General features: G+C 70.3%; 2 protein-coding genes. Both read left to right on the top strand.

Features of this window, described 5'->3' with window-relative positions; genetic code table 11:
* Positions 1–331: 331 nt before the first annotated feature.
* On the top strand, positions 332–18,718 hold the full coding sequence (locus KTR9_RS20440) for an amino acid adenylation domain-containing protein (protein ID WP_014927950.1): 18,387 nt from the start codon (positions 332–334) through the stop codon (positions 18,716–18,718).
* Positions 18,715–19,770 carry a hypothetical protein gene (locus KTR9_RS20435; protein WP_014927949.1) on the top strand — a complete coding sequence of 352 codons (1,056 nt, stop codon included), beginning with the start codon at positions 18,715–18,717 and terminating at the stop codon, positions 19,768–19,770. The genes KTR9_RS20440 and KTR9_RS20435 overlap by 4 nt, the downstream gene beginning before the upstream one ends.
* The last annotated feature ends 33 nt before the right edge of the window (positions 19,771–19,803 follow it).

Below are 19,803 nucleotides of genomic sequence, written 5' to 3'. Positions count from 1 at the left end.
GTAACTGAAAATCAGAGACATGCCCGAAAATCCATGCTTTTCGGGAAACTCATCCGATGAGACCATTCGATGTTTCGTGACGTTTTCGAGACGTTATCCCAGGTCTCATTACCGCACCTTTACCCACATTTTGCCTTTGCCGAAAATTGATGTCGGCGAATGTTAATCGGGAGTAATGTTCCGATTTGTCGACGGGGCGACAGCTCTCCAGGGGGGCTTCTTGGCTTGATCTTGCGCGGGGTCGTGGAATTCTTCGTCCCGTGGTCTGCGGGGTCCGCTCGGGTCGTCCCGCCTCGGACGAGTGCGATCTATACGAACGCATGGAGGCCAAGTGACCATCTCCGACAAGGACCTCGTACACCCGTCCGCGCATGCCGCGACGACCCAGCCCACAACCGACGGCCGTTCGCCGAAACCGGTCGGCGCCGACGCCCCGACGAGACCGGACTCCGGCATCGACTCGCTGCCGCTGTCCGCCGCGCAACGCGGGATCTGGTTCGCGCAGCATCTCGCCGGGGACCTGCCGATCTCGGTGGCGCAGTACGTCGACATCGATGGCGAGCTGGACACCGAGTTGCTGGCAAGGGTCTGCCGGATCACCGGGCGGGAGTTCGGATCGGGGCACCTCCGTCTGATCGTCGTCGACGGCGAACCACGGCAGTACGTGGCCGCGCAGGGCGGCCCGGTGAGCACCGTGGACCTGCGGGACGAGGCCGATCCGATCGCCTCGGCTCATCGGCTGATGCTGCTCGACTACACGAGACCGCTCGATCTGCTCGCGGATCACCTGATGACGAGCATCGTCTACCGAGTCGGGGACGAGCACTACATCTGGTATCTCCGTGCCCACCACATCGCGCTCGACGGGTTCGCCGCCGTGACGATGGTCCGGCGGATCACCGAGTTGTACAACGCTGCGGTTCGCGGCGACGCGGCCCCGCCGTCGAAGGCGAGCGACATCGCCGACATCATCGCCCAGGATGCGTCGTATCCGGGGTCGACCCGTCACGACAACGACCGGAAGTACTGGAGCGAACACCTCGAGGGCGCCCCACCGGTCGTCACGCTGGCCGGGCGGCACGGCAAGCCGACGCTGCACCCGATCCTGGTGAGCGCGCCGATACCCGAGGACACGGCTCGACTCCTCGACGTCGCCGCGCACGAGGGAGGCGGCGTCACCCCGGTGATCGTCGCGGCCTTCGCCGCGTACCTCGCGCGGATGACCGGAAGTGCCGAGGTGCTCCTCAGTCTGCCGGTGTCCGGCAGGCACTCGGCCGTGCTGCGCAGGTCAGGCGGCATGGTCGCGAACGTGGTGCCGCTGCGCGTCCCCGTCGCCGGCCGCACCCTCGGCGACGTGGTGACCTCCGTGCAGGGCGAGCTCCTGAGCGCCCTGCGCCGCCAGCGGTACCGCCAGGAGGACATCTTCGCCGACATGGGGATGGCGCGCGACGAGTCGGCGGCGTTCGGGCCCGCGGTGAACCTCATGATGGTCGACAGCGAGGTCGTCCTGGGCGAGGTCACCGGGCGGTTGCATGTGCTGACCTCCGGTCCGACGTCCGATCTGTTCGTCAACATCTACCCGGGAGCGGGTAAGAGCAGCACGCACATCGACCTGCAGGGCAATCCGAACATCTACACCCCCGACGAGCTCACCGCGCACCACCGTCGGTTCCTGATGTTCCTGCACGAGTTCCTCGGCGGGGCGCCCGACGACCACGTGGGACGACTCCCGGTGCTCGACGAGCAGGAGCGCGCGACGTTGCTCCCCGTCCGGGGCGCCCAGGCCGCCCGGCCACGGCTGCTGGCCGAGATACTCGCCGACACCGTTGCGCGCCATGGTGATTCGATCGCGGTCTGCGCTCCGGGGCGATCGATGACCTATCGCGAACTGGATGCCGCCTCGTCGCGACTCGCGCATCGCCTGCTGGCCGCCGGCTGTGCGCCGGAGGAGTCGGTCGCCGTCCTGCTGCGGCGATCCCTGGACACCGTCGTGGCCGTCTGGGCGGTGGCGAAGACCGGGGCCGCGATCGTTCAGGTGGATCCCGAGTACCCGCGCAAGCGGATCGAGCACATCTTCGCCGACAGCGGCGCCCGGGCCGCGATCACCGTCGACGAGTTCGCCGATCGCGTCCCGCCGGCAGCAATCCGGATCGACGTCGGTGACCTCGCGCAGGGCGACGGCGCCGACGACCTGGGCGCAGGTGCCGGCACCGACGGCGCGGTGCGTGCGCGGCTCGAGAACGTCGCGTACCTGACCTACACATCCGGCTCGACCGGTGTGCCGAAGGGTGTGCAGGTCACCCACTCCGGCCTGGCGAGTCTCATCGCCGACCGGACCGAGGCGTACGGGCTCGGGCCCGCGTCGCGGGTGTCCTATGCGCTGTCGCCGAGCTTCGACGCATCGATGGAACAGCTCCTGACCTGCTTCGCGACCGGAGCCGCGCTGGTGATCGTGCCTCCGGAGATCATCGGCGGCGACCGACTCACCCGGTTGCTGGCCGACGAGCGCGTGACCCACCTGACCCTGACGCCCGCGATGCTGGCGACCGTCGAACCGGAGCCGCTGACCCGGCTGCAGACGGTCGTCGTCGGCGGCGACAGGTGCGCGCCGCACGTCGTCGAACGCTGGACGCGGTCGGCGACGATGATCAACGAGTACGGACCGACCGAGTCGACGATCACGGCCTCGAGTTCGGTTGTCGAGCCCACCGGGAACGTCACCGTGGGCGGCCCCATCCGTGGGACCTCGGTGATGGTCCTCGACCACGCGCTGGAGCCGGTGCCGATGGGGACCGCGGGCGAGCTGTACCTCGCCGGCCCCGGGCTGGCGCGCGGCTACGCGCACCTGTCCGGTCAGACCGCGGCTCGATTCGTGGCCCATCCGCACGGCGCGCCCGGCGCTCGTATGTACCGGACCGGCGATCTCGCCCGCTGGGTGGGACCGTCGGCATCTCCGAGACTGGAGTTGTTGGGCCGCACCGACTTCCAGCTGAAGATCCGCGGCTACCGGATCGAGCCCGGCGAGATCGATGCCGCCCTCACCGGCCACGCCGCGGTGGACCAGTCCGTCACCGTGCCCGCACGCAACCACGCCGGCACGACCGTCCTGGCCTCGTACGTGGTGCCGGCCGCGGGTGAGCGGGCCGAGCCGGCGGAGCTGGAGCGTTTCGCGCGCGAATGTCTGCCGCCGCACCTGGTCCCGGCCGTCATCACGACTCTCGACGCCCTTCCGCTGAACTCGTTCGGCAAGGTCGACCGGCGAGCCCTGCCCGCACCCGTGTTCGCCTCCGCGCGGTCTGGCCGGCCGCCGTCCACTCCCCGGGAATACCAACTGGCGCAGCTCTTCTCCGAAGTCCTGGGAGTGGCGGAGGTGGGTGCCGACGACAGCTTCTTCGTCCTCGGCGGGGACAGCATCCTGTCGATCCAGCTCGTGGCGCGGGCGAAGACGAACGGACTGTCGTTCACCACCCAGGACGTGTTCGAGCACAAGACCGTCGCCGCCCTCGCCGCGATGGCGTCCGACGTCGCCGACGACACCGGACTGGGCGAGCTGCCCGGCGGTGCCATCGGGTCCCTACCGCTGTCGCCGATCATGCACGCGATGCTCGAACGCGGTCCCATCGACCGGTTCGGCCAGGCGGCGCTCGTCGAACTCCCGCCCGCCGTCGAACGCGACGAACTGGTGCGCACGCTCAGCGCCGTCCTGGATCGGCACGACATTCTCCGGGCCGCGCTGGTCGACGATCTCGCCGACCAGCCGCACGTGGTGGTCCGCCCGCCCGGCGCGATCGACGCCGGCGAGGCGCTGGAGCACGTGTGGCTGGAACGACGCGACGCCGACGAGGTCGACCGGCACCTCCAGGCCGCCGCCGACCGGCTGGACCCGCGGGCCGGTGAGCTGGTGAGGTTCGTCTGGATGCAGGATCGGGACCGCACCGTCCCCGACCTGATGTGGCTCGTCATCCACCATCTGGCCGTCGACGGGGTCTCCTGGCGGATCATCCTCGCCGACCTGGCGATGGCCTCGCACCACGTCCGAGAGGGTAGAGCGCCGCGTTTCGGTCCGCCGACCACGTCGGTGCGGCGCTGGGTCCACGGCCTGGTGGAGCAGGCCCCCGCGCGCACCACGGCCGAACTCGATCGGTGGACAGAGGTCATGGCGCCGGACGACCGGTTGCTCGGTCGTCGCGCGCTCGACCCGGATCGCGACATCGTCGCCACCGCCGGCCGTCTGCGGATGCGGATTCCGGCGGACGTGACCGAGGCGGTGCTCACCACCATCCCGGCGCGCTTCCACGGGAGTGCCAACGATGCCCTGCTCGCGGCTCTGGCCCTGGCGCTCGCGCAGTGGCGACGCCGGTGCGGGCAGGACGACGGCAGTGAACTGATCGCACTCGAAGGTCACGGCCGTGAAGAGGCCGCGGTACCCGGTGCGGACCTCACCTCGACGGTCGGCTGGTTCACCTCACGCTTTCCCGTCCGGCTCGAGCTGCACGGCGTCGACGTCGAGGACGCCCTGACCGGTGGCGAGGCCGCGGGGCGGGCGATCAAACAGGTCAAGGAACAGCTGCGCGCGGCACCCGATCACGGCGTCGGCTACGGCATGGTCCGATACCTCGATCCGATCGGTCGCGACCGGCTCGGCAGCCGGCCCGAACCCCAGATCAGCCTCAATTACCTGGGCCGGATGGGGACCGGCGACCACACCGGTCCCTGGATGCCGGCACGCGGCTTCGACGCGCTGGCCGGGACCGGTGACCCCTGGATGGCCCTGCCCGCCGTCATCGACATCAATGCGATCGCCGAACAGGGTCCGGCCGGCCTCGAACTCGATGCCGGGTGGGACTACGCATCCCTGGTGCTCGACCGGGTCGACGTCGAGGAGCTCGCGGGCCTGTGGGTGCAAGCGCTGAAGGGCCTCGCCCAGCACGTGCGCTCCGGTACGGCCGGCGGGCACACGCCGTCGGACTTCCCGCTGGTCTCGGCCACCCAGGCGGAAGTCGACGGATGGACCCGGGCCCACCCCTCGATCGTCGACGTGTGGCCGCTGACCGCGCTGCAGTCCGGACTGCTGTTCCACGCCACCTACGACGACGCCGCCGACGGCTACACGGTGCAGGCCGAACTGCGGCTGGGCGGGCACCTGCGACCAGAACGGATGCGGCGTGCGGCGCAGGCGCTGATCGACCGGCACGACAGTCTCCGCGTCGCGTTCGTCGAGACGGGCGCCGGGCCGCGCCAGATCCTCCTCGACGACGTGTCCGTCGACTGGTCGGACTCCGACCTCACCGGCATCGCCGACACCGGCGACCGGGACCGCGCACTGCGCGGACTCATCGCCGAGTCGGCCGCTCCGTTCGACCTGGCCCGTCCGCCACTGCTGCGTTTCCGGCTGGTCCGGACGGGCAGCGGCGATACCGCGGACGCCGACGAGTACCTGCTGTCGATCACCAACCATCACATCGTGCTCGACGGGTGGTCGATGCCCGTGCTCATCTCCGAGCTGTTGGGCCTGTACCTCACCGACGGCGACGAGAAGGGAGACACCGGTCTCCCGGCGCCCCGGACGTTCCGGGACTACCTGCAGTGGCTGCACACCCGCGACCACGACGCGACGACGCGCGCGTGGCAGGAGACCCTCGCCGGGATCGAGAGCCCGACGCGGCTCACCGGTGTCCCGGAACGCGGCGCCACCGGCGAGGTCGGCGAGACCGGCCTCGAACTCGACATCGCGACGACGGAGGCGATCGCGGGACTCGGACGTGCCCACGGCGTCACCGCCAACACCTCGATCCAGGTGGCCTGGGCGTTGCTGCTCTCGATCATGACCGGACGGTCCGACGTCGTGTTCGGCAACACGGTGTCCGATCGTCCCGCCTCCATCCCGGGCATCGAGCAGATGATCGGACTGTTCATCAACACCCTCCCGGTACGAATCCGGCTCGACCCGGACGAGCGCGTGGTCGACCTGCTCACGCGGGCGCAGTCCGAGCAGGCGGCGATGCTCGACCACCGCGATATCGGTCTGGCCGAGCTGCAGCGGGTGACCGGGGTGGCCGACATGTTCGACACCGCGACCGTGCTGGAGTCCTACCCCGTCGATCCCGACGAGATCAACCGCATGCTCGCCGACGCGGGGCTGCGCTGGAACGGCCTGACCGCGCACGACGCGACCCCGTATCCGGTCAGCCTCCAGGTCACACCGCCCCGGCCCGGCCGAGCCGACCATTCGGCCACCGATCGGTCCGGCACCTATGAACTGGTGCTGAAATACGCCGTCGACCGCCTCGACCGGGAGTCCGCCGACGTGCTGCTCGAGCGGTTCGTGCTGCTGCTGCGGCAGATCGCCGCCGAACCGGGCCGCAAGGTCGCCGCGCTGGCCTCGTGCTGGGACACCGAACGCAGCGCACTGTGCCCGATCGAGGGCCCGCCCGCGGTGTCGGCCCGCGTGCTCCGGGACATCCTCGCGGAGACCGCCCGGCTGTACCCCGAGGCGCCTGCGGTAGGGGCCGACGGCGCCACCATGACCTACCGCGAACTGGAACGCCGCGGCGATCGGCTCGCGGGTGAACTCGCCGCTCGTGGCGTCGGTCCGGAAACCGCAGTGGCGCTGGCGGTCCCGCGATCGGCCGCCCTCATCGTGGCGATCTGGGCGGTCGCGCGGACCGGAGCTGCCTTCGTCGCCGTCGACCCGGGAAACCCGGCGTACCGCATCGCCGAGCTGCTCACCGACGCGAGATCCACCATCGGGGTGACCGTCGACGCCGTCGTCCCGAACCTCCCGGACACCGTCGAGTGGCTGACCCTGGTCGGCCCCGGCACGCTTCCGCTGGGGGAGGGCGTCGCGTTCTCGGACCGGCCGGACCGCTCGCGCCCGCTCCGGCCCGACAATGCGGCCTACCTCATCTTCACGTCCGGTTCCACCGGCCGGCCCAAGGCCGTCCACATCACCCACCGCGGTCTCGCCGACCGGGTCGTCGAATACGCGGAATCGTTCGCCGTGCAGCCGGATTCGACGATCCTGCAGGTCGCGTCGCCAGGTTTCGACGCCTGTGTCTCCGAAGTGCTGGTCGCGCACAGCGCCGGCGCGTGCCTGGTCGTCGCGCCGCCGGAGGTCTACGGCGGCTCCGAGCTCGAGGACCTGTTGCGGACCGAGCGGGTGTCGCACGCGATCATCACGCCGACCGTGCTGAACACGATGGACCCGTCCCGCCTGCCGGCACTGCGGATCATCGCGGTGGTCGGCGAGGCGACGGGCGCGGACATCGTGAACCGGTGGTCGCCGGGGCGTCGTCTGATGAACCACTACGGACCCACCGAGACCACGATCTGGGCGACCGGGGCCAACGATCTCCGGCCCGGTGAGCCGGTCACGATCGGAGAGCCGATCCGGGGTGTGTCGGCGTTCGTGCTCGACACCTGGTTGCGCCCGGTGCCCGTCGGGGTGGTCGGCGAACTCTATCTCGGCGGCCCCGGCCTCGCCCGCGGCTACTTCGACCGCCCGGGCGTCAGCGCCACACGATTCGTGGCGGACCCCGTCCGCGGTTCCGGCGAACGCCTGTACCGCACCGGCGATGCGGTGCGGTGGGTACGCGCGGAGGGCGCTCTCCGACTGGAGTACCTGGGGCGCAACGACCATCAGGTGAAGATCCACGGCCTGCGGATCGAGACCGGGGACATCGATGCCCACCTCGCGCGCAACGCCGGTGTCGCCCAGTCGGCCACGGTGCTCCAGCGCGGACCGGGGGGTCGACCGGTGATCGTGTCCTACGTCGTGGGCACGCCCGACGAGACGATGGACGTGCACGCACTGCACGACGAACTCGCGAACACATTGCCGCACTACATGGTTCCCGCGGCGATCGTCGAACTGGAGTCGATGCCCGTCACCCGATCCGGCAAGGTCGACACGAAAGCTCTGCGGCAGTGCGACTTCCGGGCCGAGAGCAGCGGCGGACGGCCGCCGGAGACGGCCGCCGAGCGGATCATCGCCGCCCTGTTCGCCGAGGTGCTGCAGCTCGACGACGTCACCGCCGACGACAACTTCTTCACGCTCGGCGGTGACAGCATCGTCTCGATGCAGCTGGTCGCGTCGGCGAAAGCCGCCGGCCTGTCCATCACCCCGCGCGCGGTCTTCGAGGCGAAGACCGTGGCCGCACTCGCCGCCGTCGCGACCGGGACCGACGGTGTCCGGCGCTCGAGCGGAAGCGCGGAAGCCCCGGCCGCCGAGTCGGCCGCGCACCTGGAGGAGTTGCCGGACATCGACCTCGACGGTCTCCGGCGTCGGTTCCCGCGGCTCGCGGATGTGTGGCCGCTGTCGCCGACACAGTCGGGTATCCACTTCCATTCGACGCTCGATCCCGACGTCGTGGACGACTACACCGTGCAGTCGACCATCGCCCTGTCCGGTCCGGTCGACGCGGACCTGTTGCACCGCGCGGCGCAGGCTCTCGTGGACCGGCACGACATCTTGCGGACGGCGTTCGTCCCGACGTCGCGGGGTCCCCGGCAGATCGTCGTCAGCGGCGTCGAGGTGCGTTTCCGGGCCGTCGACCTCGCCGGCGGGGACCGGGCAGCGGCCCGCCGGATCGCGGCCGACGACGCCGCCGCGGGTTTCGACCTCGCCGAGCCGTCGCTGATCCGTTTCACCCTCGTGCAGCTCGACCGCGATCGCTTCGCACTCCACGTCACCAATCACCACGTGATCCTCGACGGCTGGTCGATGCCTCTGCTGCTCGGCGAACTCCTGCAGTACTACGGCGATCCCGCGCAGATCGGCGCGGCCGGACCGGCGGCGTCGTACCGGGACTACCTCTCGTGGCTCGCCGATCAGGATCACGACGCCTCGGCGGCCGCGTGGGCGCGGGCCTACGCCGACGTCGACGGCCCCACCCGGGTGACCCGTCGCGGTGCCGCGACCACCGGGGTCGCCGCCGGCGAGATCACGGCCGAACTCCCCGGGCAGGAGTATGCGCGCCTGCGGTCGGCGGCCGCGGAGTCCGCCGTGACGGTCGGCACCGCGTTGTCGGCGGCATGGGCGCTCGTCCTGCGAACCCTCACCGGTGACACTGATGTGGTCCTGGGCTCCGCGGTGGCCGGACGACCACCGGAGCTGCCCGGCGTCGATCGGGCGCTGGGGATGTTCCTCAACACGGTGCCGATCCGCGTCCGTCTCGAACCATCGATGTCGTTGCGTGAGTTGCTGGTACACGTGCAGGACACGAATGCGCTGGTCCTCGACCACCACTACGTCGGACTCCCGGCCATCCACCGCGCGGTGGGCAGGCCGGACCTGTTCGACACCGCGCTGGCCTTCCAGTCGTTCCCGCTGCGCGAGGACGTGCTGCAACAGCTGGTCGCCTCGGCCGGATTGCACGTCGACGGCATCACCGGACTCGACGCCACGCCCTACCCGCTGAGCGTCGTCGTGGCGCCGAAGGTCGACGGTGGCGAGGGCGAACCGGGACTCGGGATCACGGTGCGGTTCCACCGGGACGAGTTCGACGAGAGCCGTGCGCGTGAGATCGTGGACCACTTCGTCGAATGCCTGGCCCGAATCGCCGACGAGCCGGGCTCACGGCTCGGCGACCTCAGCCCGGCCGGGCACGAGGACGGCGCCGGTCGGATCGACGAGATGCCGCAACCGGCGACCCTTCTCGACATTCTCACCGCCGCGGCCGCGCACGACCCGGATGCGAGCGCGGTGACGTGCGGTGAGCGGTCGATGTCGTACCGGCAGCTGACCGACGAGTCCGACCGGGTGGCCCGGCAGATCCTGCGCCGTGCGGAGGGGCGCGTGGTGGCGTGCGCCCTGCCGCGGTCGGTCGAGGCGGTCATCGCGATCTGGGCCGCGGCGAAGGCAGGGGTGCCGTTCCTGCCGCTGGACCCGAACCTGCCCGCCGAACGCCTCGAGTTCGTGCTCGCCGATTCCCGTGCCGGCTCGGGGATCACGGTCGGCGCGTGCCGGGCGGGACTGCCCGACAGCGTCGACTGGATCGTCCTCGACGATCCGCGGGCGGACCCCCGCTCCCTGAGGAGCGAGCTTGCGAGCGTCTCGGACCCCCGCTCCCTGAGGAGCGAGCTTGCGAGCGTCTCGAAGGGTCAACCCTCCGGCCCGGTCACCGATGCCGAACGAGGCGGCCCGATCCGGATCGGGGACAACGCCTACGTGATCTACACCTCGGGGTCCACGGGCACACCGAAGGGTGTGGTCGTCTCCCACCGTGGACTCGCGCATGTCGTCGAGGCCCAGCGTGCGGTCCTCGGCGTCGATCCCTCGTCGACGGTGCTCCAGGTGGCCTCGCCGAGCTTCGACGCCTTCGTGTTCGAGCTGTTGATGGCGCACGGTTCCGGGGGACGGCTGGTCGTGTCGCCGCCGGAGGTCTACGGTGGCCCCGACCTCGCGAACCTGATACGGCGAGAAAAGATCTCACACGCGGTGCTGACACCGTCGGCTCTGGCCACGGTGCCGGCCGACGGTCTCGACGCCCTGCGCGTGCTGGCGACCGCGGGTGAACCGGTCGGTCTCGAGCTGGTCGCCCGCTGGGCTGGTGGACGCCGCATGGTCAACCTCTACGGACCGACCGAAGCCACCATCTGGGCCACCGCGAGCACGCCGTTGCGCGTGGGCGAACCGATCACGATCGGAACCGCGGTGGGGCCCGTCGGCACGTTGGTGCTCGACTCGTGGCTGCGCCCGGTCCCGCAGGGCGTCGTCGGCGAGTTGTACCTCGTGGGACCCGGACTGGCCGACAGTTACGTCGGCCGCGCCGCGACGACCGCCGCGCGATTCGTGCCCTGCCCGGCCGATGGGCCCGGTACCCGGATGTACCGGACGGGTGATCTCGTCCGGATCTCCCGTGCCGGTGAACTGGAGTATCTGGGACGCAACGACTTCCAGGTGAAGGTGCGTGGCACTCGGGTCGAGGTCGCCGAGATAGACGCACGCCTCGGGTCTCGCGACGGCGTCGCGTACGCCGTGACCGTCCCACACGGGGGGAGCGGAACGCCGCAGTGTCTGGTGTCGTACGTGACCGCCGCCCCGGGGGTGTCGCTGTCCGGTGCCGAGCTACGCAGGTCGCTCGAGCAGACGCTGCCCGCCTACATGGTTCCGGCCGCGGTCGTCGTACTGGACGAGATCCCACTCACCCCGACCGGCAAGCTGGATCGGCGTCGACTCCCCGAACCGGTCTTCGCCGCACGGGAATTCCGCGCGCCGTCCAACCGCGTCGAGGCCACGGTCGCCACCGTGTTCGGGGAGGTCCTCGGGATTCGGCGAGTAGGCGCCGACGACGACTTCTTCACCCTGGGCGGCGACTCGCTGAGCGCATCCGTGGTGACCGCGCGGCTGGGTGCGGAGCTCGGGGTCCGGATCCCGCTGCGATCGGTCTTCGAGGCGCCCGGCGTCGCGGCCCTGGCGGAGCTCGCCGCATCGTCGGTCGGCGCCCGGCGTACCCCCTTGACGGCTGCCGTTCGCCCGGAGCGCATCCCGTTGTCGCTGGCGCAGCAGCGGATGTGGTTCCTCAACCGGATGGAGCCCGAGTCGCCGGCCTACAACATCCCGGTGGTCCTCGAGCTGACGGGACACGTGGACCTCTCGGCACTCGAGCAGGCACTGGGGGACGTGGTGGGGCGGCACGAGGTACTGCGGACGATCTATCCCGAGACCGACGGCGAGCCATGCCAACTCATCCTCGACGAGGCCCCGGTGGTCCTGGAGTCGGTCCGGGCGTCTGTCGCCGAGGTCGAGGACGTCGTCGTCGGATTCGTCCGTCGCGGCTTCGACGTGACCGCGTCGGTGCCGATGCGGGTGGCAGTGGTCGCGGTCGATCCGGACGGAGCCGGAGCGGTCCCGGGGTCGCGGGCCGACGGACGTTTCCTGCTGGTGCTCGTGGTCCATCACATCGCCGGGGACGGGCAGTCCATGGCGCCGCTGGCGCGAGATGTGATGACCGCCTACACCGCCCGACTCGCCGGAGGCGAACCGTCCTGGGAGCCACTGGCGATCCAATACGCCGACTACGCCCTGTGGCAGCGAGAGGTTCTCGGCCGCAACGACGATCCGGACTCGCTGATGCGCAGCCAGCTCGACTTCTGGCGGTCGGCCATGGCCGACGCCCCCGACGTGCTCGATCTGCCCACCGACCGGCCGCGTCCGCCGGTGGCGACACTCGCCGGTGGGCAGGTGCCGGTCGCGATCGACGCCCGCCTGCACGGTCAGCTCCTCGCTCTGGCGCGCGCTCACGGCGCGTCGCTGTTCATGGTCCTGCATGCCGCGCTCGCGACGGTCCTCGGCCGGCTGAGCGGCGGGGACGACGTCGTGATCGGCACACCCGTTGCCGGGCGCGGCGAACCGGGCCTGGAACCGATTGTCGGCATGTTCGTGAACACCCTCGCGCTCCGTACCGATCTCGATGCCGCGGAGTCGTTCGCCGGATTGCTCGACCGCGTCCGCGATGTCGACCTGGACGCCTTCGAGCACTCCGACGTACCGTTCGAGCGGATCGTCTCCGAACTCAATCCCCAACGGTCCACCGCCCACCATCCGCTGTTCCAGGTCGCCCTCGCGTTCCAGAACCTGTCCGGCGTCGACCTCGAACTACCGGACCTGCGCGTGTCCCGTGCGCAGGCGGACACCGGCATCTGCCAGTTCGACCTCCAGCTGGTGCTCGCCGAGTCGTACACGGACACCGGAGCGGCGCAGGGGATCTCCGGAACGATGATGTTCGCCCGCGATCTCTTCGACCCGGCGACCGTGGCGGTCTTCGTCCGCCGCCTGCAGCTCGTTCTCGATGCGATCGTCACCGACGCGTCGACCCCCGTCGGCGACATCGACTGGCTCGGTGGCACCGAGCGCGCCGAACTGCTGTCGGTCGTCGGATCGGGTGCGGTGACCGAGCCCAGGCTGCTGCCGGAGGTCTTCGCGAACGCCGTCGAGATCGATCCCGACGGTGCGGCGGTGATCGCCGGCGACGTCGAGCTGTCCTACGGTGACCTCGATCGCCGATCGAATCGTCTTGCTCGGCAGCTGATCCGGAGCGGAGCTGCACCGGAGCGGCCGGTGGTGGTGGCCGTCGAGCGGTCGGTCGACTCACTGGTGGCCTGGTGGGCTGTCGTGAAGTCGGGTGCCCCCTATGTTCCGGTCGATCCGCACTACCCGGCTGCACGCATCGAGCAGATGGTGTCCGATTCCGCTGCGTCACTGGGGATCACGACAGGCCAATCGCGGCCGGCGTTGTCCGGCGCGGTCGACTGGGTGGTCCTCGACGATCCCGCGACCACCACAGCGGTCGACGAACAGTCGTCCTCGCCGATCGAACAGTCCGATCGGGTGTGCCCGGTCCGACCCGCGAACACCGCGTGGGTCGTCTTCACATCCGGTTCGACCGGCGTGCCGAAGGGTGTCGCCGTCTCGCATGCGGGCGTCGCGGACTACCTCGCCACGCTGCACGCCGACCGATCCGGCGGAACAGCCCCGCGGGTCCTGCATTTCGCCTCCCCGTCCTTCGACGCATCGCTGCTGGAGATCTTGCTGGCAGTGAGCGCCGCAGGCACGCTGGTGGTGGCACCCACCGGGATGCGGGGCGGTCGGGAACTGGCCGACTTCCTCCGCCACCACCGCGTCTCCCACGCATTCGTCACCCCGGCCGCGCTGGCCTCGGTGGACCCGGACGGGCTCGACGACCTGCGGGTCGTCCTGTCGGGAGGTGACGAGGTGCCGACCGATCTGGTGAGCCGGTGGGTGGGTACCGATCCGGCCGGCGCCAGGCAGTTCCGCGTGCTGTACGGCCCCACCGAGACGACCATCGTGGCCACCGCGACGGTTCCGATGCGGGTGGGGGAACGTTCGACGATCGGGTCGGCGGTCGCCGGAATGCAGACACTCGTGCTCGACCCGCGCCTGCACCCGGTGCCGGACGGGGTCGCCGGCGAACTCTACCTCTCCGGACCCGCGCTGGCGCGCGGTTATCTGAACCGCCCGGGGGTGTCGGCGGCCCGGTTCGTCGCCCACCCCGCCGGCCGTGCGGGAGAACGCGCGTACCGGACGGGTGACATCGTCCGCCGGAACTCTGCGGGACGACTGGAATTTCTGGGACGCAACGACTTCCAGGTGAAGGTGCATGGCTTCCGGGTCGAACTCGGGGAGATCGACGCGGCGCTGGCCGACCGGGCCGCGGTGGCCTTCGCCGTCACCGTTCCGCGGCACGACCCCGGTATCGGCATGCGGCTGGTGTCCTACGTGGTGCCCGCGCCGGGCGTCGCCCTCGTCGGCGAGAAGTTGCGTGCCGGGCTCGGCGAGGTCCTGCCGTCGTACATGGTTCCGGCCGCGGTCGTGGTCCTCGACGAGATCCCGCTGACGCCGAGCGGGAAACTCGACCGGCGTGCCCTACCCGCACCCGTCGTCACCACCAGGAGCTTCCGTGCGCCGGCCACGCCGGTCGAGGAGATCGTCGCGGGAGTGTTCGCCGACGTCCTGTCCGTCGGCGCCGCGGTGGGTGCCGACGACGACTTCTTCGACCTCGGTGGGAACAGCCTCGCCGCCACCCGGGTGGTGGCGAGAATCGGTGCGGCGCTCGACACCACGATCCCGGTCGCGATGCTCTTCGAGGCGTCCACGGTGACGCGGCTGGCGGCGCGCGCGGAATCCCACGCGGACACCGGACGCGTCGGCCTGGTGGCGCACACTCGTCCGGAACGGGTCCCGCTGTCCTACGCCCAGCAGCGCATGTGGTTCCTGAACCGGATCGAACCCGAGTCGCCCGCGTACAGCATCCCGATCGTGGTGCGGCTGTCCGGCAGCCTCGATGTCGACGCGCTCCACCGGGCGATCGGCGACGTCGTCGACCGCCACGAGATCCTGCGTACCGTGTATCCCTTCGCCGAGGGGGAGCCGGCCCAGGTGATCCTCCCGGCCGAGGCCGACGTCGTCCCGATGGAGGTCACCCGGCTCGCCGAACACGAGGTGGACCAGGCGATCTCGGATCTGATCGGGACACCGTTCGATCTGACCGCCCAGGCGCCGACGCGCATCGTGCTCTTCGAGCTCGGCGGTGACGAATGGGTGCTCGCCGTCGTCCTGCACCACATCGGCGGAGACGGGTCGTCGTTGACGCCGCTCGCGCGGGACATCATGACGGCCTACGTCGCGCGTACGCAGGGGGAGGCGCCCGGATGGGAGCCGCTGCCGGTGCAGTATGCGGACTACGCGATCTGGCAACGCGCCGTCCTGGGTTCCGAGTCGGACCCGGACTCGTTGCTGCGCGCGCAGATCGACTATTGGGCGGAGCAGTTGGCCGACACACCACCGCTCCTCGAACTGCCCACCGACCGGCCGCGCCCGGCCACGCAGTCCTACGCCGGGGACTCGGTCGGCCTCACCGTCGACGCCGATCTGCACGCCGGGCTCCAGCGGGTTGCCCGCGCGCACAACACGACCCTGTTCATGGTCTTCCACGCCGCGCTGGCGGCTGTGCTCGCCCGGCTCGCCGCGACCGACGACGTCGCCATCGGCACCCCGTACGCCGGACGCGGGGAACGCGAGCTCGACGAACTGATCGGCATGTTCGTCAACACCCTCGTCCTCCGCACGAGGGTGCGCAGCGGGATGTCGTTCGGCGAGTTGATCGACGACGTGCGCGTCACCGACCTCGCGGCGTTCGGTCACGCCGACGTCCCGTTCGAGCGGCTAGTCTCCGAACTCAACCCCGTTCGCTCCGACGCCCACAACCCCCTCTTCCAGGTGATGCTGGCGTTCCAGAACATCTCCACCACCGACATCGAACTACCCGAACTGTCGGTGCGTGCTGTCGAACCGGACACCGGACTGGCCCTGTTCGACCTGCAGGTGACGGTGGCCGACACCTACGACGCGAACGGCGCGCCGGCCGGCATCACCGGCGGGGTCACCTTCGCGGCCGACATCTTCGACGCCTCGACCGTGGAGCGGTTCGTCGAGCGGCTGGTGGGGATGCTCGAGGCCGTGGCGACCGACGTCGATCGTCCCGTCCACGACGTCGAGTTGCTCGACGACGCCGAACGGTATGCGGCGCTGGAGGGTCCGAACGCGACGTCGCACGACGTGAACTCCGCCGAAACCCTGGCCTCGATGTTCGCCGCAGCCGCTCTCGCACACGCCGATGACATCGCGGTGGTCTCCGGGACGGTCTCGCAGAGCTATGCGGAGTTCTCCGGGCGAGTGAATCGGCTGGCCCGCTGGATGATCGCGCGGGGAGTGGGTCCGGACGCGCTGGTCGCTCTTCGCATGCGGCGCTCGCTCGACCAGCTCACCGCGATGTACGCGGTGCACGCCGCGGGCGGTGGCTATGTGCCGATCGACCCGGATCATCCCACCGAGCGGATCGACTACATGATCGAGTGCGCCGAGCCCGTGCTGGTGCTGTCCTCACTCGACGCCGTCGACCTGTCGGAGTTCGATGACTCGCCGGTGACCGACGACGCCCGGATCACACCGCTGAACCCGGATGCCCTCGCCTACGTGCTGTTCACCTCCGGTTCCACGGGAAGGCCCAAAGGTGTTGCCGTGTCGCACCGTTCGGTGGTCAACCAGGTGCGCTGGATCTGTGCCGAGTACGGGCTCGACCGGGCGGACGTGGTGTTGCAGAAGACCCCTGCGACGTTCGACGTGTCGGTGTGGGAACTGTTCGCGACACTGGCGGTGGGTGCCCGGCTGGTCATCGCGCGACCGGATGGCCACACCGATCCGCGATACCTGGCCGAGGTCATGTCCGCCCATCGGGTCACCGTCACGTCGTTCGTGCCGTCGATGCTGGCGGTGTTCGCCGATGCCCTGCCCGTCGGCTCGGTGACGTCGCTGCGGGCACTGCTCGTGGCCGGTGAGGCATTCGGGCCCGACGTGGTGGACGCCGCCCGCCGCGCGCTGCCGGGGGTGGAGCTGCACAACCTCTACGGGCCGACGGAGTTCACGGTGCACGCGACCGCCTCCGCGGTGGGGACGGCCGACGACGGTGCGGTGCCGATGGGGGCGCCGGTGTGGAATGCCCGCGCCTACGTGCTGGATTCGCGGATGCGGCCGGTGCCGGTGGGTGTGACCGGAGACCTGTATCTGTCCGGTACGCAGGTGGCGCGCGGCTATCACGGACGTCCCGGCCTGACCGCCGATCGGTTCGTGGCCGATCCGTTCGCCGCCGGCGCCCGGATGTACCGCACCGGTGACCTGGTGCGTCGTCGCCGGAGCGGTGAGCTGGAGTACCTGGGACGCAGCGACTTCCAGGTCAAGCTCCGCGGATTGCGCATCGAACTCGGCGAGATCGAGGCGGTGTTCGCCGCGCATCCGGATGTTGCCCGTGCGGCGGGCGCGGTCACCTCCACCGACGCGGTCGACTATCTCACCGTCTATCTGGTGCCGTCCGGGCCGAACCGCGGCGATGCGAGGGGTTCGCTGAACACCGCCGAGGTCACCGCATTCGCCTCGGCAGCGCTTCCGCGATACATGATCCCCACGGCGGTGATGGTGCTCGACTCGCTGCCGCTCACCGCCTCGGGCAAGCTCGACCGGGCTCGGCTGCCGCAGCCGCCGCGCGACGCCTCCGGGTTCCGCGCACCGTCGTCGTGGCTGGAGACCGAGATCGCGCGGACATTCGAGCACGTGCTCGGCGTGCCCAGAGTCGGGGCCGATGACGACTTCTACGCCCTCGGCGGCAACTCGCTGAGATCGGTGCAGGTGGTCAACGATCTCGAGACCGAGCTGCACGTGGAGATCCCGATCCGGTGGATGCTCTCCGATTCGAGTCCGGCCGACCTCGCCCGGCGGATCGAGGCCGGGACAGGCACCGGGTTCGACCCCGAACACGACTCCGCGGCCGGGCCCGGTGGCCCCGGGTCGCGCAGTGTGGGACTCGACGTGCTGCTCCCGATCCGCCCGGACGGCGACCAGCCGCCGCTGTTCTGCATCCATCCCGCGTCGGGACTGGCCTGGTGCTACCAGACGCTGAGCCGACACATCCCGGCCGGCCGGCCGGTCTACGGCCTGCAGGCGCCGCAGATCGGTGGTGAGGTGCCCGGTCCCACGACGATGTCCGACATCGCGCGCAGGTACTTCGACGAGATCCGGGCGGTACAGGCCGACGGGCCGTATCACCTGCTGGGCTGGTCGTTGGGAGGTGTGATCGCCCACGCGGTGGCCGCCGAGATGCGCGCGGCCGGTCACGAGGTCGCGCTGCTGGCGATGCTCGACACGGAGGCCGACGGCGTCGACACGTCGGCGATCACCGCCTTAACAGCGGGCGAACTGATCAGCAACCTCGGACCGGTGCTCGGCATCGACTTCGTGAGTTCGGACGCGACCGCCGAACGCGCCGCCGAGCAGATCGCCGAGCGTCTCGGAGACGGATTCGGCATCGATGCCGCGACGATCGAGCGGCTGACCGACGCCTACAACCTGTTGATCCGTGCGACCGGTGAGTGGCACCCGCCGGTCGTCGATGCCGACGTGCTCTACTTCACCGCCGTGCGCGATCGACGACCGGATGCGGTGGGTGCCAACGGGTGGGGTCGCCACATCCGGGGAAGCATCACGAATGTCGACGTGGACTCCCACCACCTGGGGATGACCGAGAACGAGGCGATCGTGCAGATCGCCGCCGTGCTCGACGAGCACCTGACGCCCGAAAGTGCCACGCGGAAGGCCGGTTCGGGGTTAGCGTTTTCTCACGATGATCGGTTCACCATCAAGAAATGAGGTCGTCCATGGACAAGATCGGCAAATCCGGCGCACACCGGTGCCCACGTCCGCGCGGTCGCCGCCCGGCCGGCGCCCTGCTCGGCTGCGCCTTGGCCGCATCGCTCACGGTGACGGTTCCGGCCCTCGCCCAGGCGGCCTCGCCCGGTGTCGCCCTGCCCGTCCCGCTGATACCCACGACATCGACTCCAGGGGAACAAGCGCTGTCCGGCAACGCCTTCCGGATCGCGCACGTCGACGCCGCGTTGGTGCCGGACGCCGCCCCGGTCGTGGTCGGTCAGTGGCCGGATTCGGGTGCGGCCGTCGGATCGCCGGCTCCGAGGCACCTGCGGCCGCTGGGTCAGGTGGTGGTGCCGGTCGCCGCAGCCGATGCCGGAGACCGGGTCCGGGTCGGCAACCTGGACATGACCCGTCCGGGCGCAATGTCGCCGCAATTGGCGGCGCAGATCTCGGCGGGTTCCGGTGAAATCGTCCAGGGAATCTCGGATGTGTTGCGCAGCAACGGTGTTTCGGCCGCTCGAGCGGACCGGGTGGCCGAGCAGATGGTCGGCGACGCGGCGGTCGGCGGGGTCATCGGTGCAGGCGTGGCAGCGCCCCTCGCCCTCGCGGTCGGTGGCGTTGTGGGTGCCCCACTGGGTCTGATCCTCACATTGCCGTTGTGGCCCACCGGACTCGTCGTCGGGCCGTTGGTGGGGACGGCCGTGGTCGCCACCCTCGTCGCGCTGCCCGCGGTCGCCGCCGGTGTCGCGATCGGCGCCGCGCACGGCTACGACAAGGGTTGGAAGGTACCGATCAGCGGACCGCGGCACCTGCGCCCAGACGCCGGGGAGGTGGCGACCGAACGGTCCGTCGTCCCGCATCAGGCCAAGCACGCCGCATCCGCGCCGGTCGTCGTCCCGGAGGTCGCCGCACCCGTCGTCCGGCAGGTGTCCCCGACTCCCGCCGTCAAGCGGGTGGAGCCCATGGGGTCTGCCGGGAGTGGTCCGGCGGACTGCTCGATCGTGCGCAAGATGGAGGTGGCGCTGCGGGGAGGCGTGATCGGGACCTGCTAGTCGTCGAGCCTCCCGGGATTCCGTAGCGACAAT

Source organism: Gordonia sp. KTR9, assembly GCF_000143885.2.
Taxonomy (GTDB): Bacteria; Actinomycetota; Actinomycetes; order Mycobacteriales; family Mycobacteriaceae; genus Gordonia.
The sequence above is the reverse complement of the archived record's forward strand: the minus strand, read 5'-3'. Positions and strand labels throughout refer to the sequence as shown.

What these genes read in the sequence shown, in the direction of transcription:
- KTR9_RS20435 (WP_014927949.1), top strand. Translation starts at nt 18,715, where the DNA reads ATGAGGTCGTCCATGGACAAGATCGGCAAATCCGGCGCACACCGGTGC.